This window comes from Mycobacterium sp. NGS27 (assembly GCF_059813005.1).
Window position 1 is genome coordinate 26,405 of record NZ_JCALDT010000010.1, and the last position, 26,017, is coordinate 52,421.

Here is a 26,017-nt window from a genome sequence, read left to right on the forward strand (position 1 = left end):
TCGGCTTGCCGGGGGCTATCCCTCGTCGCCGTTGTCAGCGGCGATCTGGAAGGTGAACACGCGGTCGCAGATGCGGACGCGGTCGCCGTCTTGCAAGGTCGCGGCCGAGCGGATTCGTTGGTCCTGCACGTGCACGCCGTTGGAGGACCGCAGGTCGTCGATGATGTAACCGGTTCCGGTATCGACGATGACGGCGTGGTGGCGACTCACCTTGGGGGAGTCCAGGACGATGTCGTTGTCGCCAAGCCGCCCAATCGTTGTCGACCCGTGCAGCGGATACCGGCGGCCGGACGGCTCGTGCAGATAAGCGACGGCTTTGTTGTCTGACGTGTATTGCTCGAGCACGGTGATCTCGACGGCCGCGGTCGTCATGGCGTTCTTCTTGGCGTCCAGCGGTTCTTGGCGCAGGATCCGGTCATTGAGGGTCCGCAAATTCTGGCCCGGGTCGATTCCGAGGTCATCGGCAAGCGACTTCTGCACGCGGCGGTAGGCCGCCAGCGCATCGGATTGGCGATCGGTGAGGTAGTAGGCGGTCATCAACTGAGCCCACAGCTGCTCGCGGTAAGGATGTTCTGCCGTCAGGGCTTCCAATTCGGCGATCACGGTAGCGGCGCGTCCGCAGGCGATTTCGGCCTCGGCTTGCGCCGTGTGGGCCAGCACCTTCTCCTCGATGAGGGAAGTGGTGAAGGCGTTGACGAAACGGAAGTCTTCCAGGTCGGCGAGCACCGGGCCGCGCCATTCGGCCAGGGCGGCCGACAGGTGCCGGCTGGCCTGCTCGAAGCGGCCCGCGGCTATCGCGTGCACGCCGGCGGTCTTTTCGGCGGTGAAGCGGTCGAGATCGCAGGCGTCATTGGGGATATTGAGCCGATAACCCGGCGGCGCCGCGAACAACACCGTGCGCGAGTCGACGCCGGCGCCGGTCAGCAGCTTGCGCAGGTTGGACACGTACGAGTGAATGCTGGCTCGCGCGCCCGACGGCGGCGACTCGTCCCAGAGCGCGGTGATGAGCCGGTCGACGCCGACCGGGCTGTTGCGGTTGATCAGCAGCATGGCCAGCACCGCCCGCTGTTTGGGCGTGCCCAACGGCACCACAGCACCGTCAACGCTCATCTGTAACGGTCCGAGCAGGCCGAAGTCGAGACGTTCGTCCGCCATCGCGCTTACCAGCCTTTCCCAGTACGCGGCGTCGGATGCCATGAGGTCACTTGTGTGATTGTGACGCCAAGTGCGCGGATTCGTTGACGATCCCGGCAAACCACCGTGCTGAAATGTGTTCTGACGCAGCGTGAAGCGCGAGTTTGCTCCAGTGCCTGTTGATCGCCTAGGCGGGCTGGCCGGAGAATTGCGGGCAGTAGGCGTTGGTCGCCGCGGCCACCAGGCCGGCCGCCTGCGGGGGAGTCAGGTTGGTGTGGCGGAAGATCTGGACGGTGACGGCGGTCGGGGTCTGTCCGGCGGCCAGTTCGGTGCACACCTGGTGGCCCGCTCGCACGGCGGCTTGCGTCGACGGGAAAGTGACGCCGAGGCTTTGCATCTGGCCCAGGAACGCCTGATCGGCGGTCTGAACTGACATCGCTGCTGCGGTGCCGGCCATGCCGACGGCCCCAAGCCCGATGGCGGCGGTGCCGATGGCGGTGCTGGCCATTGTGATGATGCGGCGGGAGAACATTGCTGCCACCCCTTTCAAGTGCGTTACCGAGTAGGACGATCCCAGGGTTTCGTTTGTTCCGTGGTGTCTTCTCAATAACTTCTCGGTAGCGATCGCGACCGCTTATCATTTGCTTTTCTCCGGGCGCCCGCCGACGCGCGGCGTTACGCCTGAGTCATCGCGTAGTACGCGCCGTGGCGCGCCAGCAGCTCGGCGTGATTGCCCTGTTCGACAATCCGGCCGGCCTCGACCACCAAGATCCGGTCGGCATCGCGGATCGTCGAAAGCCGGTGCGCGATGAGGAAACTCGTGCGATCACGACGCAGCTCACACATCGCGTGCTGGATAAGCGCCTCGGTGCGGGTATCGACCGAACTGGTTGCCTCGTCGAGGATCAACAATTGCGGCCGCGCGAGAAATGCCCGCGCGATGGTGATCAGTTGCTTTTCCCCGGCGCTGATGTTGCCGCCGTCGCCGCTGATTCGGGTCTCATAGCCGGCCGGTAACGTTCGCACAAAACGGTCGACGTAGGCGGCCTTGGCGGCGTCGAGAACCTCGTCCTCGCCGGCGTCGGGGCGACCGTAGGCGATGTTCTCCGCGATCGTCCCTTCGAAAAGCCAGGTGTCTTGGAGCACCATGCCGATTCGCGACCGCAACGACTGGCGGTCCATCGTGGTGATGTCGACACCGTCGAGCAGGATCTGGCCCGCGTCGACGTCGTAGAACCGCATCAGCAGGTTCACCAGCGTGGTCTTGCCCGCCCCAGTCGGACCGACGATCGCCACCGTGCTGCCAGGTTCGGCGACCAAGGACAGGTCCTCGATCACCGGGGTGCCCGGGCGGTAGGCGAAGCTCACGTGGACGAATTCCACGCGGCCACCCGGCTGCGGGGTGCTCGCCGGGCCCGGTTGGGCGAGGGGCGCCGGGGATTCCTCGGGTTCGTCGAGCAGCGTGAAGACGCGTTCGGCGCTGGCGGCCCCGGATTGCAGGGTGTTGTACATCCCGGCCAACTGGTTCAGGGGTGAATTGAATTGCCGCACATACTGAATGAACGCCTGGATGTTGCCCAGGGTGATCTGGCCCGTGGCGACCTGCAGACCGCCCACCACGGCGACGGCGACGTAGCCGAGGTTGCCGATGAATGTCGTCGCCGGCCCCACCAGCCCGGAGAAGAATTGAGCGCCGAAGCTCGCGTCGTAGACGTCTTCGTTGAGGGCGCGGAATTGCTCGCGCGCCGCGGCCTGGTGGCCGAACGTGGTGACCACGGTGAAACCGCTGTAGGTCTCCTCGATGTGGGCGTTGAGGCGGCCGATGCTGGTCCACTGTGCGACGAACAGCCGTTGGGAACGTCGCGCGATCGCCCGCGTCGCCAACAATGACAACGGCACCGTCAACACCGTGATCACCACCAGCAGCGGCGAGATGGAGAGCATCATCGCCAGCACCGCCACCACGGTCAGCACCGCTGTCAGCAGCTGGCTGATCGTCATCGACAACGACGATTGGATGTTGTCGATGTCGTTGGTGACGCGGCTCAGCACTTCACCACGCTGACGTCCGTCGAAATAGGACAGCGGCAACCGGTGAATCTTGTCCTCGACATCGGCACGCAGCGCCACCATGGTGCGCTGCACGGTGACGTTGAGCAGCCGGGCCTGCGCCCAAATCAGCACCGCGGAAACAAGATAAAGGCCCAGAGCCAGCGCCAGGGTCCGGGCGACAGCACCGAAGTCCACGCCGTGGCCGGGCACCACGTTCATTCCCGACAACAAGTCGGCGAAAGTGTTGGCGCCTCGGCTGCGTGCGGCGGCGACGGCCTGCGCCTTGGTGATTCCGGCCGGGAGCTGACGCCCGATGACGCCGTTGAACAGCAAATCGGTGGCATGCCCCAGGATTCGCGGGACGACCACCCCGATCGCCGTGCCGGTGATTCCCAACGTGATCACCGCGACGCACAGCCGCCGTTGCGGCGCAAGTTGTTTCACCAGGCGCGCGGACGAGCCCCAGAAGTCACGCGAACGGGTGGCGGGTGCGGCCCGACTGGCTGCCGCGCGGGTCACGGCGTGCCCCCGGCTTGGCCCGAGCGCACGGCACCGACCGACTGCGAGTCGGCGAATTCGGCGTAAGTAGTGCAGTCGGTCAGCAGTGATTCGTGCGTGCCCGCGCCCACCAGGTTCCCTTTGTCGATCACGATCACCTGGTCGACTTTCGCCGCGATGGAGATACGTTGGGTGACAACGATGATGGTGGCATTGCCGGCAGCCTCCTGCAGCGAGGCGCGGACACGGGCGTCGGTACGCGCGTCGAGCGCGGCGAACGAGTCGTCGAATAAGTAGATCGCCGGGCGGCGGATCACCGCCCGGGCGATCGCGAGCCGTTGCCGCTGCCCGCCAGAGAAGTTGATGCCGCCTTGCGCCACGCGCATGTGTAGCCCGTCATCGTGGGCTCGCACGAAATCGTCTGCGGCGGCTACCCGCAACGCTTCCCACATCTGTTCGTCGGTGACTTGCTGGTGCGGTACGGCGCCGTAGCGCAGGTTGTCGGCAACCGTGCCGGCAAACAGGTAGCCGCGCTGGGGCACCAGCCCGATCGCCGACCACAACCGCTCGGTCCGGTAATCGCGGACGTCGATGCCGTCGACCGTGACGGCTCCGCCGGTGACGTCGTAGAGCCGGCAGATCAGCGAGACCAGCGTCGACTTGCCCGAGCCGGTGCTGCCGACGATGGCGGTGGTGGTGCCGGGCAGCGCGGTCAGGGAAATGCCCTGCAGCACTGGCCGATCGGCGCCAGGATAGGTGAACGTCGCGCCGGCCAAACGCACCGTTCCGGTGATCGCGCCGCGCGGGGATCGCGGATTCGGGGGATCGGTGACGGCGGGGGATGTGGCAAGTACCTCGGTGATCCGCTCGGCGCAGACGGCGGCCCGCGGCAACACCACCAGCGTCATCGTCGCCATCAACACCGCCATCAGGATCTGGGTGAAGTAGGCCAGGAAGGCGGTCAATGAGCCGACCTGCATCTGGCCGCGGTCGATTCGCAACCCGCCGAACCAGATCAGCGCGACGCTGGACACGTTGATCGTCAGTGTCGTGACGGGCAGCATCAACGCCTGCAAGTTGCCCGCCGTCAGGGCGGTCGTCGACAACGCGGTGTTGGCGCGAGCGAAGCGGTCACGCTCGAAATCTTCGCGGGCGAACGCCCGGACCACCCGGACGCCGGCCAGCTGGTCGCGCATCACCCGGTTGATGCCGTCGATCAGGCCCTGCATGCGGCGCAACAGGGGCAGCATGCGCGACATCACCAGGTAGTTGGCGACCGCCATGATCGGCACGCTGACCAACAGCAGCCACGTCAGCGCCGCCTCCTGGCGGACGGCCATGAAGATCCCGCCGAGGCACATGATCGGAGCCGTCACCAGCACCGTGCCGGTGATCTGGACCAGGTATTGGATCTGCCGCACGTCGTTGGTGCTGCGCGTCAGCAGCGTCGGAGCTCCGAATCGGGCGGTCTCGGGCTCGGAAAAGGTGGTGACGTGTTCGAACACCGCGGCCCGCAGGTCGCGTCCGAAGCCCATCCCGGTGCGCGAGCCGAAATAGACCGCTCCGACCGAGCACAACACCTGCAACGCGGTGACCCCGAGCATCACCATGCCGAGCCGGACGATCGTGGCGGTGTCGCCCTTCGCAACGCCCTGGTCGATGATGGCGGCGTTGACCGTCGGCAGATACAGCGACGCGAGGTTGCTGATCAGCTGCAGCGCCATCAGCACCGCTACCAGCCGGCGATACGGCTGGATGTACTGGCGCAGCAGTGCCAGGAGCATTGGGTAACTGTCGCATACCGTCCGCCCGGGCGTCCCGGCCAACCGCCGGACCGTCGAAGTCCGCGCCACACTTGTTGGCGGCTTCGAATTACCTGCTCAGGCGCGTCGGTGGTTGACCCGCTGGGCTGCCGCTACAGTGCATCGTGTGGACCAGCAGCGGGTGGAACGGAAGCAGGGTAGCGGTGCGGCGTGACACGAGGGCGCTGGCTCTTGTGGCGTCAGCATTGACGATCCTGATCTCCGCGCTCGCCGGCTGCTCGGATTCTGGCGGCAACAAACCGGGGGCGACGGCGTCGTCGACGCCGCAGAACGGCCAGGGCAGCCATGGTGCGATGTTCCCGCAATGCGGCGGCATCAGCGACCAGACCGTAGCGGAGCTCACCAAGGTCAGCGGACTGATCAACACCGCCCGCAACTCCGTCGGGTGCCAGTGGCTCGCGGGCGGCGGCATCCTCGGGCCGCACTTCTCCTTCTCCTGGTATCGCGGTAGCCCCATCGGACGCGAACGCAAGACCGAGGAACTCTCGCGTGCCAGCGTCGATGACATCAACATCAACGGCCACGGCGGTTTCATCGCTGTCGGCAACGAGCCCAACCTGGGCGACTCGCTGTGCGAGGTCGGCATTCAGTTCCAAGACGACTTTATTGAATGGTCAATCAGTTTCAGCCAGAAGCCGTTCCCGCCGCCGTGCGACATCGCGAAAGAATTGGCCCGTCAATCGATTGCGAACTCGAAATGATGGGCGCGATGCGCGCCGAATCGCGCAGCGGAAGGACCGCCCGCATTGCCGCGGCGGTAGTGATCGCCGCGTTGCTGGTGTTGACCGGCTGTTCCCGCTCGATTGGCGGCAACGCGGTCAAGGCGGGTGGCAATATGCCCCGCAACAACAACTCCCAGCAGCAGTATCCGAACCTGCTCAAGGAATGCGAGGTCTTGACCAGTGACATCCTGGCCAAGACCGTGGGTGCGGACCCGCTCGACATTCAGAGCACGTTCGTTGGTGCGATCTGTCGCTGGCAGGCGGCCAACCCAGCAGGCCTGATCGACATCACCCGGTTCTGGTTCGAGCAGGGCAGCCTGTCCAACGAGCGCAAGGTCGCCGAATTCTTGAAGTACAAGATCGAGACGCGTTCGATCGCCGGCATCGACTCGATCGTGATGCGGCCCGACGACGCGAACGGTGCGTGCGGCGTGGCCAGCGACGCGGCCGGGGTGGTCGGATGGTGGATCAACCCGCAGGCGCCGGGCATCGACGCGTGCGGGCAGGCCATCAAGCTGATGGAGCTGACGCTGGCCACCAACTCCTGATCGCGGCTCAGCGCGGCACCTCGAACCTCAGCGCGGAACCGCGAAGTCGATCAGCGTCGCCACGCCCAGTTCCAACGCTTTCCACGCGCTCGGCACGGTGAGCACCGCGATCGCCGACGTCGGAAACTTGGCCGTAATTCGTTCGGCTGCAGTGGAATTCGTACCTTCGGCATGACCGAGTCCCAGCGCCAGCGCCGACATCGTTGGTTCGTGCCCGATGACCAGCAGCGTGCCGACGGCGTCGTCCACCGTGTTGATCTCGTCGATGACCGTGCCCGGCGTGGTCGCATACAGGCGATCGCTGTATCGCACCGGCGCATCGATGCGGGTGTTCCGTAACGTCTCGCGGGTGCGTGTCGCAGTGGAGCACAACACGCCGTCGATGGCGGGGGCGTTCGCGCGCAGCCAGTCGCCGGCCAGTCCGGCCTGCCGGATGCCGCGGGGCGCCAACGGTCGATCGTGGTCGGCGACGCCGGGCGGGTAATCGGACTTCGCATGCCGCATCAGCAGCAGGGTGCGCTGGCCAGTCACGAGCAATCAGAGTAATTCAGTGCGGCGGCACATCGTTGTCATCACCATCGCCGTCGAGCAGCTTTTCCGGATGGTGGAAGGTGTTGGTTCGGGGTCGGCCCCGTTCGAGGTGCGGAGGTGGAATCCATTGGGTATCGCCTTTGGCGTTTTTGCGGGTCATCCAGCCGCCGGGTCGTAGGAGGCGGTGATGGGGTCCGCAGGCGAAGGTGAGGTCGTTGATGTCGGTGGTGTGGCAGGTGGCGTAGTCGGTGACGTGGTGGACTTCGCTGTAGTAGCCGGGCACGGTGCAGCCGGGGGCGCTACAGCCGCGGTCCTTGGCGTACAACACGATTCGCTGGCCCGGTGAAGCGAGTCGTTTGGTGTGATACAGCGCCAGCGCCTTGCCCTTGTCGAAGACCGCCAAATAGTGGTGGGCGTGGCGGGCCAGGCGGATCACATCGCTCATCGGCAAGAGGGTGCCGCCACCGGTCAGGCCGCGCCCGGCGGCGGCCTCGAGCTCTTGGAGTGTGGTGGTGACGATGATGGAGGCCGGTAAGCCGTTGTGCTGCCCGAGTTCTCCGGATGCCAAGATGCCGCGCAGTGCTGCGTTGAGTCCGTCGTGGTTGCGCTGGGCCGCCGATCGCGGGTCGTGTTCGATGGCCTCTTGGGTGGGTGCGCCGTCGATGCAGGGGGTGTCGTCGAGGGGGTTGCACATGCCCGGCGCGGCGAGTTTGGCCAAGACGGCTTCCAGGGTGGCGCGGGCCTCGGGGGTCAGCCAGCCGCGCAGCGCTGACATGCCGTCGGCTTGCTGGTTGCCCAGCATCAGGCCGCGCTGACGCGCCCGGTCCTCGTCGCGGTAGGTGCCGTCGGGATTGAGGCAGTCGGCGAGCGTCTTGGCCAGCGCCGCCAGTTGTTCTGGCCGAAACCGGCTGCCCTCCTTGGCCAACCGCGCCTCGGCCTGCTCGCGGGTGGCGGCGTCCACCCAGCCGGGCAGGCGGTGGTAGAACGTGCGGATCACCGCCACCTGGCCCGCGCCCAGCGTGCCGTCGCGTTGGGCCGCGGCGGTGGCGGCCAGGGCGGGTGGGATCGGTTCGCCGGTCAGGCCGTGGCGCGGGCCCAGGTCGCGTGCCTCGCTGATGCGTCGGTTGGCTTCGGTGCGGCTGATCAGGGTGGCCTCGGCGATGGCATGGGCCACTGTGCCGCCGAGCTCGAGGGAGGGGGCTTGGCGGGCCAGGGAATTGATCAGTGGATGCTCGACGGCCGGGATGCGCCGGCGTTGCTGTTCGCAGCGCTGTAACACCGCCAGCAGTTGGCGCGAGTTGAGCGCGTCGAGGTTCAGCGCGCAGGCGCGATCCCAGGCGGCATCGAGCGCGTCGAACACCGCGTCGACATCCTGCTGATCACTCACACCGCCAAACTAGCCACGCCCACCGACAAAAGCCGGGCCCGAATCGCCATAGATTCACACTCGCGCAATTCATTTGGAATTCGTGACCGCCCCCGCTCGACGCGCGGCACAGGCCCAGGCCGATCTCGCGAGATTCTCTGACCAAGACCTGCCGACCGAGGTCCCGCGTCTTGTCGGTGCGCAGACCTAAACTCGCGATGCCCTGGTAAACACACACTTCGAAGGGGGGTCAAGCGGGCATGCGATTTCTGCACACAGCCGACTGGCAGCTGGGCATGACCAGGCACTTCCTCGCCGGTGACGCGCAGCCGCGCTATTCGGCGGCGCGCCGCGACGCGGTCGCCGGTCTGGGCGCGCTGGCCGCCGAAGTCGGCGCCGAGTTCGTCGTGGTTTCGGGTGATGTCTTCGAACACAATCAGCTTTCGTCCAAGGTGATCGGGCAGTCGCTGGAAGCCATGCGCGCCATCGGAATTCCGGTGTACCTGTTGCCGGGCAACCACGACCCCCTGGACGCCTCATCGGTGTACACCAGCACACTGTTCACCGCCGAGCGTCCCGAAAACGTCGTTGTGCTCGATCGGGCCGGCGTGCATCAGGTGCGTCCCGGGCTGGAGATCGTCGCCGCGCCGTGGCGGTCGAAGGTGCCGACCACCGACCTGGTCGCCGACGTCCTCGACGACCTGCCCGCAGCCGCAGTTACCCGCATCCTCGTCGCGCACGGCGGTGTCGACGTCCTGGATCCCGATCGGGACAAGCCCTCGCTGATCCGGCTGGCAAAGGTCGACGACGCGCTGAGCCGCGGCGCGGTGCACTATGTGGCGCTGGGGGACAAGCACTCACTGACCCAGGTTGGCGACAGCGGCCGGGTTTGGTACTCCGGCTCCCCGGAAGTCACCAACTTCGACGACGTCGAATCGGATCCCGGTCATGTTCTGATCGTCGACATCGACGAGGCCGACCCCCAGCGGGCCGTCGCCGTCACGCCGCGGCACATTGGCAGCTGGCGGTTCGTCACGATGCACCGACAGGTCGACACCAGCCGCGACATCGCCGACCTCGACATGAACCTCGACCTGATGACCGAGAAGGACCGGATGGTGGTTCGCCTGGCGCTGACCGGTTCACTGACGGTCACCGACCGCGCCGCGCTCGATTCCTGCCTGGACAAATACGCGCGCCTGTTCGCCCACCTGCGCACGTGGGACAGCCACACGCAGCTGGCGGTGATGCCGGCCGACGGCGAATTCAGCGATCTCGGCATCGGAGGTTTCGCCGCCGCGGCGGTCGAAGAGTTAGTGGCGACGGCGCGCCAGGAGGACTCCGCGACCGCCGTCGACGCGCAGGCGGCGCTGGCGTTACTGCTGCGTCTCACCGACCGGGGCGTGGCGTGAAGCTGCACCGGCTGACCCTGACCAACTACCGCGGCATTGCGCACCGCCAAATCGACTTCCCCGACCACGGCGTCGTGGTGGTGTGCGGCGCCAACGAGATCGGCAAGTCGTCGATGATCGAAGCCCTGGACCTGCTCCTGGAAGCACGTGACCGCTCGACGAAGAAGGAAGTCAAGCAGGTCAAGCCGACCCACAGCGATGTGGGCTCGGAGGTGTCCGCAGAAATCAGTTGCGGCCCTTACCGTTTCGTATACCGCAAGCGCTTTCACAAGAAGTGCGAGACGGAGCTGACGGTAATCCGGCCGTGCCGCGAACAGCTGACCGGCGACGAAGCCCACGAACGGGTCCGCGCGATGCTGGCCGAAACGGTTGACAGCGACCTCTGGCACGCCCAGCGGGTTCTGCAGTCGGCCTCGACGGCTGCGGTGGACTTGTCCGGGTGCGACGCGCTCTCTCGAGCGCTTGACGTGGCCGCCGGAGACAGCGGGGGGCTTTGCGGCACCGAGCCTTTGCTCATCGAACGCATCGATGCGGAGTACGCGCGCTACTTCACGCCGACCGGACGGCCGACGGGCGAATGGGCGGCCGCGATCACCCGGCTGGCCGACGCCGAGGCCGCGGTCGCCGAGTGTGCGGCCGCCGTCGCCGAGGTCGACGACCGGGTAGCTCGCCATGCCGTGTTGACCGACCAGGTGGCCGACTTCTCGGAACGCCAAATCGCCGTCGCGCCGCGGCTTGCCGCCGCGCAGGGGGCCGCCGACGAAATCGCGGCGCTGGCCGCGCAGCGGCGCGAAGCTGAGCTTGTCGCCGAGGCCAGTGCCGCCACCGCGGCGGCGGCCAACGGCGCCCACACCGCACGCCGGCAACTGCTCACCGAAATCGACGCGCGCGCCGGCGCCGTGGCCGAAATGCAAACGCAGGCGAGGGAAGCCGACGAAGCCCAGGCCGCGGCCCATGCGGAGGCCGAAGCGGCCGGCGCCGCCCTGCAACGGGCCACCGAGGCCCTTGCCGAGCTGCAACTCCGGACCGAATCGGCGCGATGCAAGGTCGACCAGCTCGCCAACCGCGAAGAGGCCGACCGGTTGACCGCCCGGTTAGCGAAGATCGACGCCATCGAGCGGGATCGCGTGCGGGTCTGCGCCGAGCTCAGCACCATCGCCGTCACGGAGGCGGTGCTGCGACGAATCGAGGACGCCGCGGCCGCCGTCGACCGCACCGGCGACCAGCTGGCGCTCACCTCGGCGGCCATCGAATTCAGCGCTGCAGCAGACATTCAACTGGTCGTCGGCGGCCGGGAGATCTCGCTGCGGGCCGGACAAAGCTGGTCGATAACCGCCGCCGGGCCTACCGCGGTGGAGGTTCCCGGCGTCCTGACCGCCAAAGTCACGCCGGGCGCGACCACGCTGGACGTGCACACCAAACATGCTGTGGCACAAGAGGAATTGGCCGCGGCGCTGGCGGCCGGTGAGGTGAGCGACCTCGCCGCGGCGCGATCCGCCGATCAGCGTCGCCGCGAGCTGCAGAGCACCCGTGATCGGCTCGCCGCGACGCTGGCCGGCCTGTGCGGTGACGAACAGGTTGACGCGCTGCGGTCGCGGCTGGTGCAGCTGCGTGACGACCTCGCCGGGACCGAACCCGTTCTCACGGATATCGACGCCGCCCGCGCCGAACTCGCCGCGCTCCTGCAGGCCCAGGCGGGCGCATCGAGCGAATGCGAGGCCCACCGCCAGGCCGCCACCGCAGCCGCGGCCGGTCTGGCTGAATTGTCAACGCGGGCAACGGTTCTACAGAACACATTGGATACTCAGCGCGCGGAGCTGGACGCCGCTTCCGAGCGGCTGGCGGCCGAACGCTCCTCGGCCGGTGACGACGAGCTCGCGGCCTCTTCGGCTACGGCGATGGCCGCGGCGGAGGCCGCGCGACAACGCGTCACCGAACTCGCCGACGCGCTGGCCGCGGCCGCGCCCGATGCGGTCGCGCGCGAATTGGCCGATGCCAAGAGGGAAGCCGACTCGGTGCGCGAGTGCTACGAGGAAGCCGCCCGCGCGCTGCGTGAGGTCACCATCGAACTCTCGGTGTTCGGCGGTGAGGGACGCCAAGGCAAGCTCGACGCCGCCCAGATCGAACGCGAGCACGCCGCCGCCGAACACAGCCAGGTAGGTGGCCGCGCGCGGGCTGCGCAGCTGCTGCGCTCGGTCATGACGCGCCACCGCGACACCACCAGGCAGCGTTACGTCGAGCCCTACCGCGCGGAACTGCAGAGGCTCGGCCGCCCGGTGTTCGGCCCGAGTTTCGAGGTCGACATCGATAGCGACTTGTGCATCCGCAGCCGCACCCTGAATGGCATCACGGTGCCGTACGAATCCTTATCGGGTGGCGCGAAGGAGCAGCTCGGCATCTTGGCGCGGCTGGCCGGCGCCGCCCTGGTCGCCAAGGAGGACGCCGTCCCCGTGGTGGTCGACGACGCGCTCGGTTTCACCGACCCGGACCGGTTGACCAAGATGGGGGAGCTGTTCGACACCGTGGGAACCCACGGGCAGGTGATCGTGCTCACCTGTAGCCCCGATCGCTACGACGGTGTCAAGGGCGCGCACCGGATCGTGCTCAGCGCTTAGCCGTGGTGGCCGCCCGCCGGCCGGTGCCGCTGGTCAGGTCGATTCAGTGCGGCGCGCTGTCGCCTTGCCTGCAGAATGGGCTCATGGTGGATCCACGCTGATGACGATGAACGCGAAGCGCAGCCGGATACAGGAGAAGCTGGCGGAACTGCCGGGCGTACGGCCGGTGCGCCGGCCGATCTCCCCGCACAGTGCCGAAGAGTTCGATCTGTACTACGTTCGCGCGGGCCGCAAATCCGCCCAACCGCTGGTCATCATTCCCGGGGGGCCGGGAGTCGCCTCGGTGCAGATGTACAAAGGGCTGCGGCGGCGCGCCGCGGCGTCCGGTCTCGACGTCATCATGATCGAGCACCGCGGGGTGGGCATGTCGCGCCACGACGATTCGGGCGGCGATCTGCCGCCGCAATCGATGACCGTGAACCAGGTGGTCGACGATGTGGTCGCGGTGCTCGACGACGCCCAAGCCGAGTCGGCCGTCATCTACGGGGCGTCCTACGGCACCTACATCGCGGCGGGGGTGGGGGTGCGGCATCCGCGCCGGGTGCGCGGCATGGTGCTTGATTCACCGCTGCTGTCGCGGCACGACATAGTCATCGTGCGCCGCGCGATCCGCCGGTTGCTGCTGAAGGGCGACAGCCCCGAAACCGCTTCGGTAGCACCGAAAATGCGCAAACTCGTTGACGCAGGCGCCATGGATGCGGCGGCAACACAGGTCGTCGCGACGATCTACGGCTATGGCGGAACCGACCTGCTCGAGCGGCAACTCGACCTACTCCTCGATGGCCGAAAATTGCTGTGGTGGGCGCTGTCCCGGTTCAACACCCTGAGCAACCTGCCTTTCCGGTACGAAGAGGATCTGGTGAGCCGCATTGCGTTTCGCGAGCTGGACTATGCGGCCGAACCCGACGGCTTACCACTCGATCCCGCGGTCGCCGAAAGCCGGGCACGCACGCACCGGGTGACTTTCGAGGACGAGCCCTATGACCTGCCGGCCGAGATGCCGAAATTCGACTGGCCCACCGCGGTGGTCTCTGGAGGCCGTGACCTGATCACCCCGCCGGCCGTCGCGCAACGTGCCGCGTCGCTGCTGCCCAATGCGGTGCTGCTGAGCTTGCCGAACATGGCACACAGCGCGCTGGACTTCCGTGAGCCCGTGGCGCTGGCCAGTGCCGACGCGGTTCGGCGAGGTGACCTCAATGGTCTTGCGGCACAGGCATCGGCGTTGGACGCGCTGCCGCCGCGGCCAGAGGTGCAGCTGCTGTGGAAGGCGCTCGGGGCGGCGGCGGTCATCGAGGGCGCCCTGCCGATCCCGAACCGCCTGCGGCGGCGGCTCAACTCCGCGTGAAACCGATGGCGGTGTAGTCGAGGTCGGCGAGACCGGCGGCGCCGAAATTGGCGAGCGAGCTGCGCACCGCGACATCACCGGGCGACTGGGTCAGCGGAAGGCTGAATCCCTGCGCCCAGATCATCTTGTCCAGATCGTTAGCCAATGCACGCGCCTTGGCCGGATCGAGTTCTTCGAGTGTGTTCTCGATGGCGGCGTCGATCTGCGCGCTGCCGATCTTGCCGAAATTGCTCTCCCCGTCGGACTTGTAGATCTGGGTCAGTGCCGAGAGCGGGAAAGCGTCTCCGAGCCAACCGAATTGGGCCATATCGAAATCGCCGACGTTAATGTAGTTGGTGAAGAAGCCATTGCCCGACCGGGAGACGAGTTCGAGCTTGACACCGATCTGGGCGAGGCTGTGCTGGGCGATCTGGGCGAACTGTCGGCTGCCCTGGGCGTCGTAGAACAAGTCGCGGATGACCAGCCGCCGGCCGTCCTTCTCGCGGAACTGCCCGACCCGCTTCCAGCCCAGCGCGTCAAGCTCTCGGTCGGCCGCGGCCGGATCATAGGGCAGGACCGAGCTGTTGTCCTGATAGCCCTGCTGCCCGGCGACATAGATGTGATTGCCCAGTGCCACAGGGTCACTGGTGAGCCCGTACTGGACGACCTTGGCGATGGTCTGCCGGTCGATCCCCTTGGCCACCGCGACGCGCAGCGCCTTGTCGGCCAGGATCGAACCCGGGGCGCCGTTGAACGTGAAGTGCGACCAGGCCGGGGCGGGCGCGCGCCGGATCGAGATTCCCTTGGTGCGCTGCGCGATGGTCAGCTGGTCGATCGTGCCGACTCCGGTGGCGTCGATCGTGTTGTTCTGTAAGGCGGGCAGCCGCGCGGCATCGTCCAGCACCAGGTAGGTGATGCTGTCCAGGCGGGGCCGCGCGCCCCACCATTTCGGGTTGCGGCTCAACACGATCCGCTGGGTGGTCCGATCCAGTGACGAGACGACGAAGGGGCCGGCCGACGGGCCGGGGCCCTCCAGTTGGCCCTTGTTGAACGCCTCTGCGGTGGCGGTCACGCTCTTGGGCAGCAGCATTCCGTTGCCGGCGAACATGCCGCGCCATTCGGCGTAGGGCTTGGCGAACGTCATGACGGCCTGGCGGTCGTCGACGCCGCGGGTCACCGACGCGACGCGGTCGGCACCGCTGGGCCCGGCGATCTCGAACGCCTTGTCGGCGCCGCTCAGGGCGTGGATCTGGCTGGCGATGTCCTCCCAGGTGATCGGCGTGCCGTCGGACCACACCGCCTTGGGGTTGATCGTGTACGTAACCACCTGCGGCGCAATGCCGGTGAGCTCGATGCTGGTGAAGTAGTCGGTGTCGACCGTCGTCGAGCCGTCGGGCCCGATGACGAACGCCCGGGGCAGGGTGGCCTTCATTATCGCGGAGACGTCGACCGAGTTGCCGTCGATATGCAAGACGTTGAAGTTCGGCGGAAATTCGGTCAGCGCCAGTCGCAGGTCGCCGCCGTCTCGCAGGGTGGCGGGGTCACGCGGGTTGACGTCGCTCGTCGCGCCGATCTGCGCGTTGTGGCCGGTCTCCGGAATCAAATTGACGGCCGGCGAACAGCCCGCGAGCGCAAGGGCCATCGCGAGAAGCACCGCGGCGACCCGCGCACCCTCCTTAACCGCCCGCCTAGGCACGTCTGCCCGGATCCGGTTGCGGCACCGCGTTCAGCAGCCGCCGAGTGTATTCGTGTTGCGGGTCGGCGAAGACCCGGCGGCTGTCGCCCTGCTCCACGATCGCGCCGGCATACATCACGACGACGTCGTGCGCCAGGTGTTTGACGACCGAAAGATCGTGGGAGACAAACAGATAGGAAAGACCCAATCGCTCCTGTAGGTCCAGGAGCAGGTTGATGATCCCCGCCTGAATGGACACGTCGAGCGCGGAGACCGGCTCGTCGAGTGCGAGGATCTTCGGTTGCAAAGCCAGCGCGCGGGCGATGCCGATGCGCTGCTTTTGCCCGCCGGAGAATTCGGCGGGGTAACGGACGGCGTCGGCACGACGCAGTCCCACGATGTCGAGCAGTTCGGCGACGCGCACTTTGGTACACCCCTTGTCGAAACCGTTGGCCCGCAGGGGCTCCGCGAGCAGATCGAACACCGGTAGCCGTGGGTCGAGCGAAGCGACCGGGTCCTGAAATACGACCTGGATGTCGCGCCGCAGCGATCGCCTGCGCGAGGCGCTCAGCGCGGTGACATCGGTGCCCAGGACTTCGATCGAACCCGACTGCGGCCCGGCCAGTTCCAAGATCTCGTGCAGGGTGGTCGACTTGCCCGACCCGGATTCGCCGACGATGCCCAGGGTGCGGCCCTGCCGCAGTTCGAAACTGACGCCGTCGACGGCGTGAACCGCACCGGCGCTGCGGCGGAACACGCCTTTGGTCAGCCGATAGGTCTTTGTCAGATCACGCACCCGGACGACGACCGATGTGTCAGCGGGTTCCGCTTGCCGGGCTTCGGTGCTGACCCCGTAGATGTCCGCGGCGCTGCGCCCGTCGACCTCGTCGGTGCGGATGCAGGCGGCCCGGTGATCGGCCCCCACGGAAAGCAATACCGGCTCCTCGAGCCGGCATTCGTCGATGGCCAGCGGGCAGCGCGGAGCGAAGGGGCACCCAGTGTCCAGCGCCGCCAGCGATGGCGGCGCCCCGGGGATCGGCACCAAGCGGGTGCCCTGGGCGGCGTCGAGCCGCGGGACCGAACCCAGCAGCCCGACGGTGTAGGGCATTCGGCGATCCCGGTAAAGCGTTTGCACGTCGGCGGATTCGACAACCCGCCCGGCGTACATCACCAGGGCGCGGTCGGCGAATTCGGCGACGACGCCGAGGTCGTGCGTGATGATGAGCACCCCGGCGCCGGTGAGGTCGCGCGCCGTTTTGAGCACCTCGAGGATCTGCGCCTGCACCGTGACATCCAGAGCGGTGGTGGGTTCGTCGCAGATCAACAGGTCGGGGTCGTTGGCGATGGCGATCGCGATGACCACCCGTTGTCGTTCGCCGCCGGAGAGCTCATGCGGAAACGCGCGGGCTCGTCGCTCCGGCTGCGCGATTCCGACCAGCTCGAGCAATTCCACCGCCCGCCGGCGGGCGGCCTTCCCGCCCACCCGCGGCTGATGGATTTCGATCGCTTCGGCGATCTGGTCGCCGACGGTGTAGACGGGCGTCAGCGCCGACATCGGATCCTGGAAGACCATGCCGACCGTCTTGCCGCGAAACCGCGACATCGCGTCATCGCCGAGGCCCAGCAGTTCGGTGTCGTGCAACCGCACCGAGCCGCGCACCCGCGCGTACTCGGGCAACAGACCGATCGCCGCCATCGCCGAAACGGACTTCCCCGAACCGGATTCGCCGACCATCGCGACGACTTCTCCGGGTTCGATGTGGTAGCTGACACCGCGCACCGCGGAAACCGGCGTGCCACCCGTCGGGAAGGTGACCGCCAAGTCGGTCACCTCGAGCAGCGCGCTCATCGGCCGCCCCCGCCCAGCACCGCGCTGCCCGGGTCGAACGCATCCCGCAGGCCATCACCGGTGAGGTTGGCGCACACCAGGATCAGCACCAGCACGCCCGCGGGAAACAGAAACACCCAGGGAAAGGTGGTCGCCGATTGGGTGCCGTTGGCGATCAGCGTTCCCAGCGACACGTCCGGTGGCTGGATGCCGAAACCGAGGAAGCTCAGGCCGGTTTCGGCCAGGATGGCCGAGGCGACGTTGAGCGCGGCGTCGATGATCAAGATGGACGCCACGTTGGGCACCACGTGACCGATGATGATGCGGCGGCTGGACACCCCCATATACCTTGCGGCCCGGATGAATTCGCGTTCCCGCAGACTCATGGTCATGCCGCGCACCATGCGCGAGCTGACCATCCAGCCGAACCCGGCGAGCAGCAGGACCAGCATCAACACGTTGGCCGAGTTCTTGATTCGGGGTGTCACGATCGCGATGAGGATGAAGGCGGGCACCACCAGCAACAGGTCGACCACCCACATCAGCGCGCGGTCGCGCCAGCCGCCGAAATAGCCCGCGACCGACCCGACGGTGGCGGCGACGCCGGTGGAGATGACCGCGACGCAGACACCGATCAGCATCGACTTCTGCGTGCCGCGCAGGATCTGCGCCAGCAGGTCTTGACCCAGCGCGTTGGTGCCGAGCCAGTGGCGCGCGTTCGGCGGCTGCAGCAGGGCGGTGAAATCGAGATCGTCGTAGGAATAGGGCAACGCCGCGGGCAGGGCGTAACAACCGACGAACAGCAATACCAAGAACGTCAGCGATGCCACAGCGAACCTGTTTCGGGCAAACCTCCGAAGGACCAGGGTGCGGCGTGAGGTGAAGTCCGCGACTTCGTGACCCGAAAACCCGTGCGCGGCATCGACGTTCGGCTGGGACGTCATGACACCCGCACCCGCGGATCGAGGGCCGCGTAGAACACGTCCGACAGCAGGCCGGCCAGCAGCACCACCGCGCCGGAGAACACGGTGATCGCCGCGATGATGTTGGTGTCCTGCGTCGCGATGCCGGCCACCAGCCATTCGCCCATGCCGTGCCAGCCGAAGATCTTCTCCACGAACACCGCGCCGGTGACCAGGCCGGCCACGCCATAGGCGAACAGGGTGGCCAGCGGGATCAATGCGGTGCGCAGCCCGTGCTTGACCAGCGCCCGCCGGCGCGTGAGGCCCTTGGCGCGCGCCGTGCGAATGAAATCCTGGCCCAGGACGTCCAGCATCGCGTTGCGCTGGTAACGGCTGTATCCCGCCGCGGCGGCCAGCGCCAGGGTCAGGGACGGCAAGACCAGATGCCGCAACCGGTCGAGCAGTTGCGCGCCCGTCCCGCCGCTCACCCCCGGTGAGGTCTCGCCGGTGTAATCGAAGATGTGGATGCCCACGGCCCAGTTCACCCGCAGCGCGCCAAGGATCAGCAGGCTGGCGATCACGAATGTCGGCGTGCTGAGAACCAGCAGTGCCACCATGGTGACGACGCGATCGCTGAGTCGATACTGGCGGATGGCGCCCCACGCCCCGGCCGCTATGCCCAGCACGGTGCCCACCAGCGAACCGATGACCAGCAAGCGCAGGGTTACCCCGATGCGACGCCACAGCGTCGTCCCGACGGGCTGCCCGGTGACGGTCTTGCCGAAGTCCCCGCGCAGGGCGTGCGACGCCCAATGCGCGTAGCGGATCGGTATCGGCTCATCCAGACCCAGCGTGTGGGCCTTGGCGTCGATCACGGCTTGTGGCGGGCGCGGATTGCGCTGCAACAGGCTGTCCAGAGGCCTGAAGGCCACCGACGTCAGGCAAAACGTCAGAAACGATGCCAGCGCCAGCAGCACAACGTAGTTGAGCAACCGGCGTGCCAGGAACCGAGTCATGTCCGCCCGCACACCCCACGTCGCATTGGGACAGGCTATCGATCCCGCAGCACAGCGTCGTCCCGCGGCGCGCGGGGCATTGGTCTCGCCTTCGGATCCGGTTGATTCTCATGCGTGAATCGCGTGTGATCGGTTGTTAGGATCCACCGCGGTGCGAGCCGTGCAGCAAACGCAGCACGGCTCAGGCCGCGACCGTGTGAGGGAGGCCTGCGTGACGGTTACCGATGAATACCTGGCCAACAACGCCGATTATGCGAGCACTTTCGAGGGCCCGCTGCCGATGCCGCCGGGCAAACATGTCGCGGTCGTCGCGTGCATGGATGCCCGCCTCGACGTCTACCGCATCCTCGGACTGGGCGAGGGAGAGGCCCACGTCATCCGCAACGCCGGCGGAGTCGTCACCGACGACGTCGTCCGCTCGTTGGCCATCAGCCAGCGCCTGCTGGGAACGCGGGAGATCATCCTGATCCACCACACCGATTGCGGCATGCTCACCTTCACCGACGACGACTTCAAGCGCAGCATCCAGGAGGAGACCGGGGTCAAGCCGCCATGGGCGGCAGAGGCTTTCGGCGACCTCGCCGAAGACGTCCGGCAGTCGCTGCGCCGCATCGAGGGCAGCCCGTTCGTCACCAAGCACGTCTCCGCGCGCGGATTCGTCTTCGATGTGGCCACCGGCAAGCTCAACGAGGTCACGCTCTAGGGCTCAGCCGAGCCCTTTTCGCCGAGCGTGTTGTCACGGCGAAAAATCGGCCGGAATCTCGCCCTGAGCGCACGCTCGACGACGCGTCGGCTCGAGGCTGCTGCCCGCGGGCTCAGCCGACCTTGTAGGTCGCCAGCGCCTTGGCGACAAGTGTGCCCTGGGCGTCGACGATCTCGGCTTCGCAATTGACCAAGGACCGGCCGCGCCGCAACACCCGGCCGACGCCGATCAGGTCGGTGGCCCGGGCCGGCGCCATGAAGTCCAGCGCGATCGACACCGTGACGCCCCGCAGCTCGGGAGGGGCCTGCGCGCCGCACCATGCCGCCGCCATGACGGTGAGATCGGCGAGCGTGGCGATGGCGCCGCCGTGGACCATGTCGCCGATGGTCACGTTGGAAGGGTCCCAGGGCAGCCGGAGCCGCACTTCGTCCTCTTCCAGCCGGTCGGCGACGATGCCCAGCTTGACGACGAACGGGGACTGCGGGAGGAATTGCGCGATGACGTCACGGCCGCTCGGCGCGGAGGGGGAGGCTGGCATCCGTCCATGTTTGCGCACCCCCATCCGGGCGCAAAAGTGTCGTCGTGGCCCTTGGCGCGATGTGTCCGGTGGCTGGCGCGCACGCCGCGGACCGGGCGCTGGCAGGCCCCGAGGTTGACAGCGCCGGGCCGGCCTGGTGTCATTGCTTGCTAAGATGCTAAATCTGGTCAGTTCTGCCAGGTTTTACGAAGGAAGCTATGACCGGTGATCTGAAGGTGGCCCCCGCCGCAGGGCAGTACGAATTGAGTCATCTGCGCTCGCTGGAGGCAGAGGCGATCCACATCATTCGCGAGGTGGCCGCAGAGTTCGAGCGGCCGGTGCTGCTGTTTTCCGGCGGCAAGGATTCCATCGTCATGCTGCACCTGGCGCTGCGGGCGTTCCGACCCGGCCGGCTGCCCTTCCCGGTGATGCACGTCGACACCGGACACAACTTCGACGAGGTGATCGCGACCCGCGACGAGTTGGTGGCCGAGCACGGCGTGCGCCTGGTGATCGCCTCGGTCCAGGACGACATCGACGCCGGGCGCGTCGTCGAGCCGCGCCAGGGACGCAACTCGATTCAGACCGTGACATTGCTGCGGGCCATCGGGGAGAACAAGTTCGACGCCGCGTTCGGGGGAGCGCGCCGCGACGAGGAGAAGGCCCGCGCCAAGGAGCGCGTGTTCAGCTTCCGTGACGAATTCGGTCAGTGGGATCCGAAGGCCCAGCGCCCCGAGCTGTGGAACCTCTACAACGGCCGCCATCACAAGGGCGAGCACATTCGGGTGTTCCCGCTGTCCAACTGGACCGAATTCGACATCTGGTCCTACATCGGCGCGGAGAACATCGCGCTGCCGTCGATCTATTACGCGCACCGGCGCAAGGTGTTTCGCCGCGACGGCATGCTGCTGGCGGTCGACCGCAACATGCAGCCGGGCGCGGACGAGCCGGTGTTCGAAGCGACTGTGCGTTTCCGCACCGTTGGGGACGTCACCTGCACGGGCTGCGTGGAATCGCAGGCGGCCACGGTCGACGAGGTCATTGCCGAGACCGCAGTGTCGCGGCTGACCGAACGCGGGGCCACCAGGGCCGACGACCGGATTTCGGAAGCGGGCATGGAAGACCGCAAACGGCAGGGATATTTCTGATGACGACGTTATTGCGCTTGGCCACCGCGGGTTCCGTCGACGACGGCAAGTCCACCCTGATCGGTCGCCTGCTGTATGACTCCAAGGCCGTCATGGAAGACCAGTGGGCCGCGGTGGAGCAGACGTCCAAGGACCGTGGACACGACTACACCGATCTGGCGTTGGTGACCGACGGCCTGCGGGCGGAGCGCGAACAGGGCATCACGATCGACGTCGCCTACCGCTACTTCGCCACTCCCAAGCGGAAATTCATCATCGCCGACACCCCCGGTCACATCCAGTACACCCGCAACATGGTGACCGGCGCATCGACCGCACAGCTGGTGATCGTGCTGGTCGACGCGCGACACGGCCTGCTCGAGCAGTCCCGCCGGCACGCCTTCCTGGCGTCCCTGCTGGGCATCCAGCACATCGTGCTCGCGGTCAACAAGATGGACCTGATCGGTTGGGACAGAGAGAGATTCGAGGCGATCCGGGACGAATTCCACGCCTTCGCCGCCCGCCTGGACGTGCACGACGTGGCCACCATCCCGCTTTCGGCGCTACACGGCGACAACGTGGTGACCAAGTCGGACCACACGCCCTGGTACGAAGGCCCGGCGTTGCTGTCGCACCTCGAAGAGGTGTACATCGCGGGCGACCGCAACATGGTCGACGTGAGGTTCCCGGTTCAATACGTCATCCGTCCGCACACTCGCGAACACCAGGACCACCGCAGCTACGCGGGCACCGTCGCCAGCGGGGTCATGCGTCCCGGCGACGAGGTGGTGGTGCTGCCGGTCGGCAAGCGGACCCGCATCACCGCCATCGAGGGGCCGAACGGCCCGGTGGAAGAAGCCTTTCCGCCGATGGCGGTTTCGCTGACTCTGGCCGACGAGATCGACATCTCGCGCGGCGATCTGATCGCCCGCACGCACAATCAGCCCCGCGTCGCGCAGCAGTTCGATGCGACGGTGTGCTGGATGGCCGACAATGCGGCACTCGAACCCGGGCGCGACTACGTCATCAAGCACACCACCCGCACCACGCACGCCAAGGTGACTGCGCTCGACTACCGGCTGGACGTCAACACGCTGCACCGCGACAAGGCGGCAACGGCGCTGCAGCTCAACGAACTCGGCCGCATCTCGCTGCGCACCCAGGTGCCGCTGCTCCTCGACGAGTACACGCGCAACCCCAGCACCGGGTCGTTCATCCTCATCGACCCGCACACCAACGGCACGGTGGCGGCAGGCATGGTGTTGCGCGACGCATCGGCGCAGGCGGCGAGCCCGAACACCGTGCGGCACAAGTCATCCGCCATCGCCGAGGCCCGGCCCCGGGGCAAGACGGTGTGGTTCACCGGTTTGTCTGGATCCGGCAAGTCGTCGGTGGCCATGCTGGTCGAGCAGAAGCTGCTCGAAAAGGGTTCTCTGGCATACGTTCTCGACGGCGACAACCTGCGGCACGGTTTGAACGCCGACCTGGGCTTCAGCATGGCCGACCGGGCCGAAAACCTGCGCCGGCTGGCCCATGTGGCGGCGCTGCTGGCCGACTGCGGCATCGTCGTGCTGGTGCCGGCGATCAGTCCGCTGGCCGAGCAGCGCGCACTGGCCCGCAATGTGCACGCCGACGCCGGCTTCGATTTCTTCGAGGTCTTCTGTGACACCCCGATCGAGGAATGCGAGGCGCGCGATCCCAAGGGTTTGTACGCCAAGGCGCGCGCGGGGGAGATCAGCCAGTTCACCGGCATCGACAGCCCGTATCAGGCGCCGGTGAACCCCGATCTTCGGCTCACCCCCGACGCCACCGTCGAGGAGCAGGCGCAGCGGGTCGTCGACCTGCTCGAATCACGCGGGTAGCCGCCGGATCAGCCAGGCTGCGCCGAAATCGTGTCGTCGGGTGGCACAATCCTGTGCGTGCGCATGTCGGCGAAGGCGGAATATGCCGTGCGGGCGATGGTTCAGCTTGCCACGGTGCCCGACGGAACGCTGGTGAAGACCGACGATCTGGCCCACGCCCAGGGCATTCCGCCGCAATTCCTCGTCGACATCCTGACCAACCTGCGTACCGACCGGCTGGTGCGAAGCCATCGCGGTCGCGAGGGTGGCTATGAATTGGCCCGTTCGGGCAAAGACATCAGCATCGCCGATGTGCTGCGCTGCATTGACGGACCGCTGGCCAGTGTCCGCGACATCGGGCTCGGCGACTTGCCGTACTCGGGACCGACGGCGGCGCTCACCGATGTCTGGCGCGCGCTGCGCGCCAGCATGCGTTCGGTGCTGGAGGAGACGACGCTGGCCGACGTCGCCTCCGGCGGCCTGCCCAAGCATGTCGTGCAGCTGGCCGACGACTATCGCGAGCAGGAAAGCCGGCGGCACGGCACAGCGCGCACCGGCGACTAGGCGCAGCGGTTGCTCGCTCAGCCCGCCGATCCGTACGGGCTGGTAAGGATCTCCATGGCGTGGCCGGAGGGATCCAGGAAATAGACCCCGCGCCCGCCGTGATTGTGGTTGATCTCGCCGGGACGCTTGGCGCCCGGGTCGGCCCAGTGCTGCAGGCCGCGTGAGCGGATCCTGTCGTAGATGGTGTCGAACTCCTGCTCGGACACCAAGAACGCGTAGTGCTGCCGTGCAATGTCCGCGCCTTCGGGTGCGTCAGCGTAGTCGAGACTCACGCCGTGCTCGAGTTCGAGAACCATGAAGTGGCCGAAGGGCTTTGGGCCGGGCAGACCGAAGAGATCGGCGAGAAACCCGGCGGATTCCTGTTTGTCGCGTGACGCGACGATGGTGTGGTTGAAACTGATGGTCATAGTTCTTTCCAGTCAACCACTCCGATGCCCGGCCCGCCAACGCCGCGCTACTTCGGCGCGGTTAACTCCAAGGCGATGTTGTCGGGGTCGCGGAACTCCAATATGTAGGACGGCCCGATGTCTTTGAGCGGCTCGTGAACGACGCCGAGCTCATCGAGATGCGCTGCCGCCGAATCCAATTCATCTTTGCTGGCGAGGCGGAAGGCGATGTGGTCCAAGCCGACTCGGTCCTCGTCGAAGCGGTCATCGGCGACCGGCCGCAGCCCGAGCAGCGTGCCACCGAGGTCGTAGATGACGCCGCCGTACAGGAAGCTCAACTGGTTGCGGGCGGATTCGTCGGCGTTGTCGGGGACTTCCAATAGCACCGGCCAACCGAACACGCTCTCGTAGAACTGCCGCGACCGCTCGATATCGGTGACGGTCAGTCGGACATGTGCGATGGAACTACTCGTGAACGCCATTCGCCCCATGGTTCCACTGAAAGGCCGCATGGGAAACATGCCAGAATCGCCGTCGTGCGGATTGCGATGACCATGCCGGTGATGGAGCCGGATCTGGACGCGACGGTGCTCGAGACGTGGGCGCGCGCCATCGACGAGGGCCCGTTCTCCTCGCTGTGCTGGGGCGAACGGATCGCCTTCGACAACCCGGACAACTTGACATTGCTGGGAGCGCTGGCCGCCTGGACCAACCGGGTGCGGCTGCTGACGACCGTCATCGTGCCGCAGCTGCACGATCCCGTGCTGCTCGCCAAGGGGCTGGCGACCGGGGATCTGCTCAGCGGCGGCCGGTTGACCGTGGGCATCGGGGTGGGCGGCCGGCACGAGGACTACCACGCCGTGAGTGCCGATCCGGCAACCCAGACGATGCGCGGCATGGCCGAACGCGTGGCGGTGATGAGGCGCGTGTGGGCCGGGGAGAAGACCTCCGACTCGGTGCTGCCCGTCGGGCCTGCGCCGGTGCAGCCCGGCGGTCCGCCGTTGTTCGTCGGCAGCATCGGACCGAAAACCATCCGCAGTGCGGCCGCGTGGGCCGACGGGCTGGCCGGCACCACCCTCGACCTCGACGTCGCCAAGCAGAACGAGCTGTTCGACGTCACCCGGGACGCCTGGGCCCGGGCCGGCAAGCCCAAACCCCACCTGATCACGTCGTTCTGGTTCGCGTTCGGGTCACCCGAAAAATCCCGCGCCCAGATCCACCGTCATCTGCGCCGCTACATGAACTGGATTCCGGCCGAATACGTCGACGCGATGGCGCCGGCGACGGGCTGGGCCGGCAGCGAAGACGAGCTGCTGGCCGTGCTGCGGGGCTTCGAGGAGATCGGCACCGACGAGGTACAGCTCATCCCGACGAGCTCGGACGTCGATCAGCTTCGTCGCGCAGCGGACGTTGCCGCACGGCTGTAGTCGCCG

Annotated in this window: 21 protein-coding genes and 1 pseudogene; 10 read left to right on the top strand and 12 right to left on the bottom strand. The window is 67.1% G+C overall.

Annotated features, from left to right (window positions below; all coding sequences use genetic code 11):
* Positions 1 to 15 precede the first annotated feature (15 nt).
* The 4 genes from AC5Y30_RS22680 to AC5Y30_RS22695 form a co-directional block, all read right to left on the bottom strand.
* Positions 16 to 1,197, bottom strand: coding sequence for a BTAD domain-containing putative transcriptional regulator (locus AC5Y30_RS22680; protein ID WP_499921165.1), 1,182 nt, complete (start codon positions 1,195 to 1,197; stop codon positions 16 to 18).
* 124 nt (positions 1,198 to 1,321) lie between these two features.
* Entirely contained in the window at positions 1,322 to 1,666 is a 345-nt protein-coding gene (locus AC5Y30_RS22685; RefSeq protein ID WP_499921167.1) for a DUF732 domain-containing protein, read from the bottom strand.
* A 143-nt stretch (positions 1,667 to 1,809) separates the two neighbouring features.
* A complete protein-coding gene (locus AC5Y30_RS22690) occupies positions 1,810 to 3,705 on the bottom strand; it encodes an ABC transporter ATP-binding protein (protein ID WP_499921169.1) in 1,896 nt (631 codons plus the stop codon).
* Entirely contained in the window at positions 3,702 to 5,468 is a 1,767-nt protein-coding gene (locus AC5Y30_RS22695; protein ID WP_499921171.1) for an ABC transporter ATP-binding protein, read from the bottom strand. The genes AC5Y30_RS22690 and AC5Y30_RS22695 overlap by 4 nt, the downstream gene beginning before the upstream one ends.
* A 182-nt stretch (positions 5,469 to 5,650) precedes the next feature.
* On the opposite strand from AC5Y30_RS22695, the gene AC5Y30_RS22700 reads away from it, so the two are divergent.
* A complete protein-coding gene (locus AC5Y30_RS22700) occupies positions 5,651 to 6,208 on the top strand; it encodes a DUF3558 domain-containing protein (protein WP_499921173.1) in 558 nt (185 codons plus the stop codon).
* A gap of 8 nt (positions 6,209 to 6,216) precedes the next feature.
* Positions 6,217 to 6,777 carry a DUF3558 domain-containing protein gene (locus AC5Y30_RS22705; RefSeq protein ID WP_499921175.1) on the top strand — a complete coding sequence of 187 codons (561 nt, stop codon included), beginning with the start codon at positions 6,217 to 6,219 and terminating at the stop codon, positions 6,775 to 6,777.
* 27 nt (positions 6,778 to 6,804) lie between these two features.
* Here the strand turns inward: AC5Y30_RS22705 and AC5Y30_RS22710 are convergent, their stop codons facing one another.
* A complete protein-coding gene (locus AC5Y30_RS22710; protein ID WP_499921177.1) occupies positions 6,805 to 7,308 on the bottom strand; it encodes a SixA phosphatase family protein in 504 nt (167 codons plus the stop codon).
* A 16-nt stretch (positions 7,309 to 7,324) separates the two neighbouring features.
* Positions 7,325 to 8,695, bottom strand: a complete 1,371-nt coding sequence (locus AC5Y30_RS22715; protein ID WP_499921179.1) for an HNH endonuclease signature motif containing protein — start codon at positions 8,693 to 8,695, stop codon at positions 7,325 to 7,327.
* Positions 8,696 to 8,934: 239 nt separating this feature from the next.
* Here AC5Y30_RS22715 and AC5Y30_RS22720 point away from each other — a divergent pair, with 239 nt between their 5' ends.
* The 3 genes from AC5Y30_RS22720 to AC5Y30_RS22730 all read left to right on the top strand — a co-directional run bounded on the left by AC5Y30_RS22720 (position 8,935) and on the right by AC5Y30_RS22730 (position 14,046).
* A complete protein-coding gene (locus AC5Y30_RS22720; protein WP_499921180.1) occupies positions 8,935 to 10,086 on the top strand; it encodes a metallophosphoesterase family protein in 1,152 nt (383 codons plus the stop codon).
* Complete coding sequence (locus AC5Y30_RS22725) at positions 10,083 to 12,701, top strand: AAA family ATPase (protein ID WP_499921182.1); 2,619 nt, start codon at positions 10,083 to 10,085, stop codon at positions 12,699 to 12,701. The genes AC5Y30_RS22720 and AC5Y30_RS22725 overlap by 4 nt, the downstream gene beginning before the upstream one ends.
* A gap of 100 nt (positions 12,702 to 12,801) precedes the next feature.
* Positions 12,802 to 14,046 carry an alpha/beta hydrolase gene (locus AC5Y30_RS22730; RefSeq protein ID WP_499921185.1) on the top strand — a complete coding sequence of 415 codons (1,245 nt, stop codon included), beginning with the start codon at positions 12,802 to 12,804 and terminating at the stop codon, positions 14,044 to 14,046.
* On the opposite strand, the pseudogene AC5Y30_RS22735 reads toward AC5Y30_RS22730, so the two are convergent.
* The 3 genes and pseudogenes from AC5Y30_RS22735 to AC5Y30_RS22745 form a co-directional block, all read right to left on the bottom strand.
* Positions 14,033 to 17,549: pseudogene (locus tag AC5Y30_RS22735) on the bottom strand (dipeptide ABC transporter ATP-binding protein). The gene AC5Y30_RS22730 and the pseudogene AC5Y30_RS22735 sit on opposite strands and share 14 nt — an antisense overlap.
* Positions 17,546 to 18,472, bottom strand: coding sequence for an ABC transporter permease (locus tag AC5Y30_RS22740; RefSeq protein WP_499921187.1), 927 nt, complete (start codon positions 18,470 to 18,472; stop codon positions 17,546 to 17,548). The pseudogene AC5Y30_RS22735 and the gene AC5Y30_RS22740 overlap by 4 nt, the downstream one beginning before the upstream one ends.
* The gene (locus AC5Y30_RS22745; protein ID WP_499921190.1) at positions 18,469 to 19,446 is read right to left on the bottom strand and encodes an ABC transporter permease; all 978 of its coding nucleotides are present in this window, start codon (positions 19,444 to 19,446) and stop codon (positions 18,469 to 18,471) included. Before AC5Y30_RS22745 ends, AC5Y30_RS22740 begins: the two co-directional genes overlap by 4 nt.
* Before the next feature lie 211 nt (positions 19,447 to 19,657).
* On the opposite strand from AC5Y30_RS22745, the gene AC5Y30_RS22750 reads away from it, so the two are divergent.
* Positions 19,658 to 20,149, top strand: a complete 492-nt coding sequence (locus AC5Y30_RS22750) for a beta-class carbonic anhydrase (RefSeq protein ID WP_499921192.1) — start codon at positions 19,658 to 19,660, stop codon at positions 20,147 to 20,149.
* A gap of 112 nt (positions 20,150 to 20,261) precedes the next feature.
* Here AC5Y30_RS22750 and AC5Y30_RS22755 read toward each other — a convergent pair whose 3' ends face one another.
* Entirely contained in the window at positions 20,262 to 20,687 is a 426-nt protein-coding gene (locus tag AC5Y30_RS22755) for a PaaI family thioesterase (protein ID WP_499921194.1), read from the bottom strand.
* A 197-nt stretch (positions 20,688 to 20,884) separates the two neighbouring features.
* Here AC5Y30_RS22755 and cysD point away from each other — a divergent pair, with 197 nt between their 5' ends.
* From cysD to AC5Y30_RS22770, 3 genes are read left to right on the top strand one after another with little or no spacing between them, the layout of a single operon-like run.
* Positions 20,885 to 21,814, top strand: coding sequence for a sulfate adenylyltransferase subunit CysD (cysD, locus tag AC5Y30_RS22760; protein WP_499921195.1), 930 nt, complete (start codon positions 20,885 to 20,887; stop codon positions 21,812 to 21,814).
* Complete coding sequence (gene cysC, locus AC5Y30_RS22765) at positions 21,814 to 23,655, top strand: adenylyl-sulfate kinase (protein WP_499921197.1); 1,842 nt, start codon at positions 21,814 to 21,816, stop codon at positions 23,653 to 23,655. The genes cysD and cysC overlap by 1 nt, the downstream gene beginning before the upstream one ends.
* A 57-nt stretch (positions 23,656 to 23,712) precedes the next feature.
* Complete coding sequence (locus AC5Y30_RS22770) at positions 23,713 to 24,198, top strand: Rrf2 family transcriptional regulator (RefSeq protein ID WP_499921199.1); 486 nt, start codon at positions 23,713 to 23,715, stop codon at positions 24,196 to 24,198.
* A gap of 17 nt (positions 24,199 to 24,215) precedes the next feature.
* On the opposite strand, the gene AC5Y30_RS22775 is transcribed toward AC5Y30_RS22770, so the two are convergent.
* Both AC5Y30_RS22775 and AC5Y30_RS22780 read right to left on the bottom strand, forming a co-directional pair.
* Positions 24,216 to 24,605: a VOC family protein gene (locus tag AC5Y30_RS22775; RefSeq protein ID WP_499921201.1), complete on the bottom strand. Its 390-nt coding sequence runs from the start codon at positions 24,603 to 24,605 to the stop codon at positions 24,216 to 24,218.
* A gap of 47 nt (positions 24,606 to 24,652) precedes the next feature.
* Positions 24,653 to 25,066, bottom strand: a complete 414-nt coding sequence (locus AC5Y30_RS22780) for a VOC family protein (RefSeq protein ID WP_499921203.1) — start codon at positions 25,064 to 25,066, stop codon at positions 24,653 to 24,655.
* Positions 25,067 to 25,132: 66 nt separating this feature from the next.
* Between AC5Y30_RS22780 and AC5Y30_RS22785 the strand changes: the two genes are divergently transcribed.
* The gene (locus tag AC5Y30_RS22785) at positions 25,133 to 26,011 is read left to right on the top strand and encodes an LLM class flavin-dependent oxidoreductase (RefSeq protein WP_499921388.1); all 879 of its coding nucleotides are present in this window, start codon (positions 25,133 to 25,135) and stop codon (positions 26,009 to 26,011) included.
* Positions 26,012 to 26,017 lie beyond the last annotated feature (6 nt).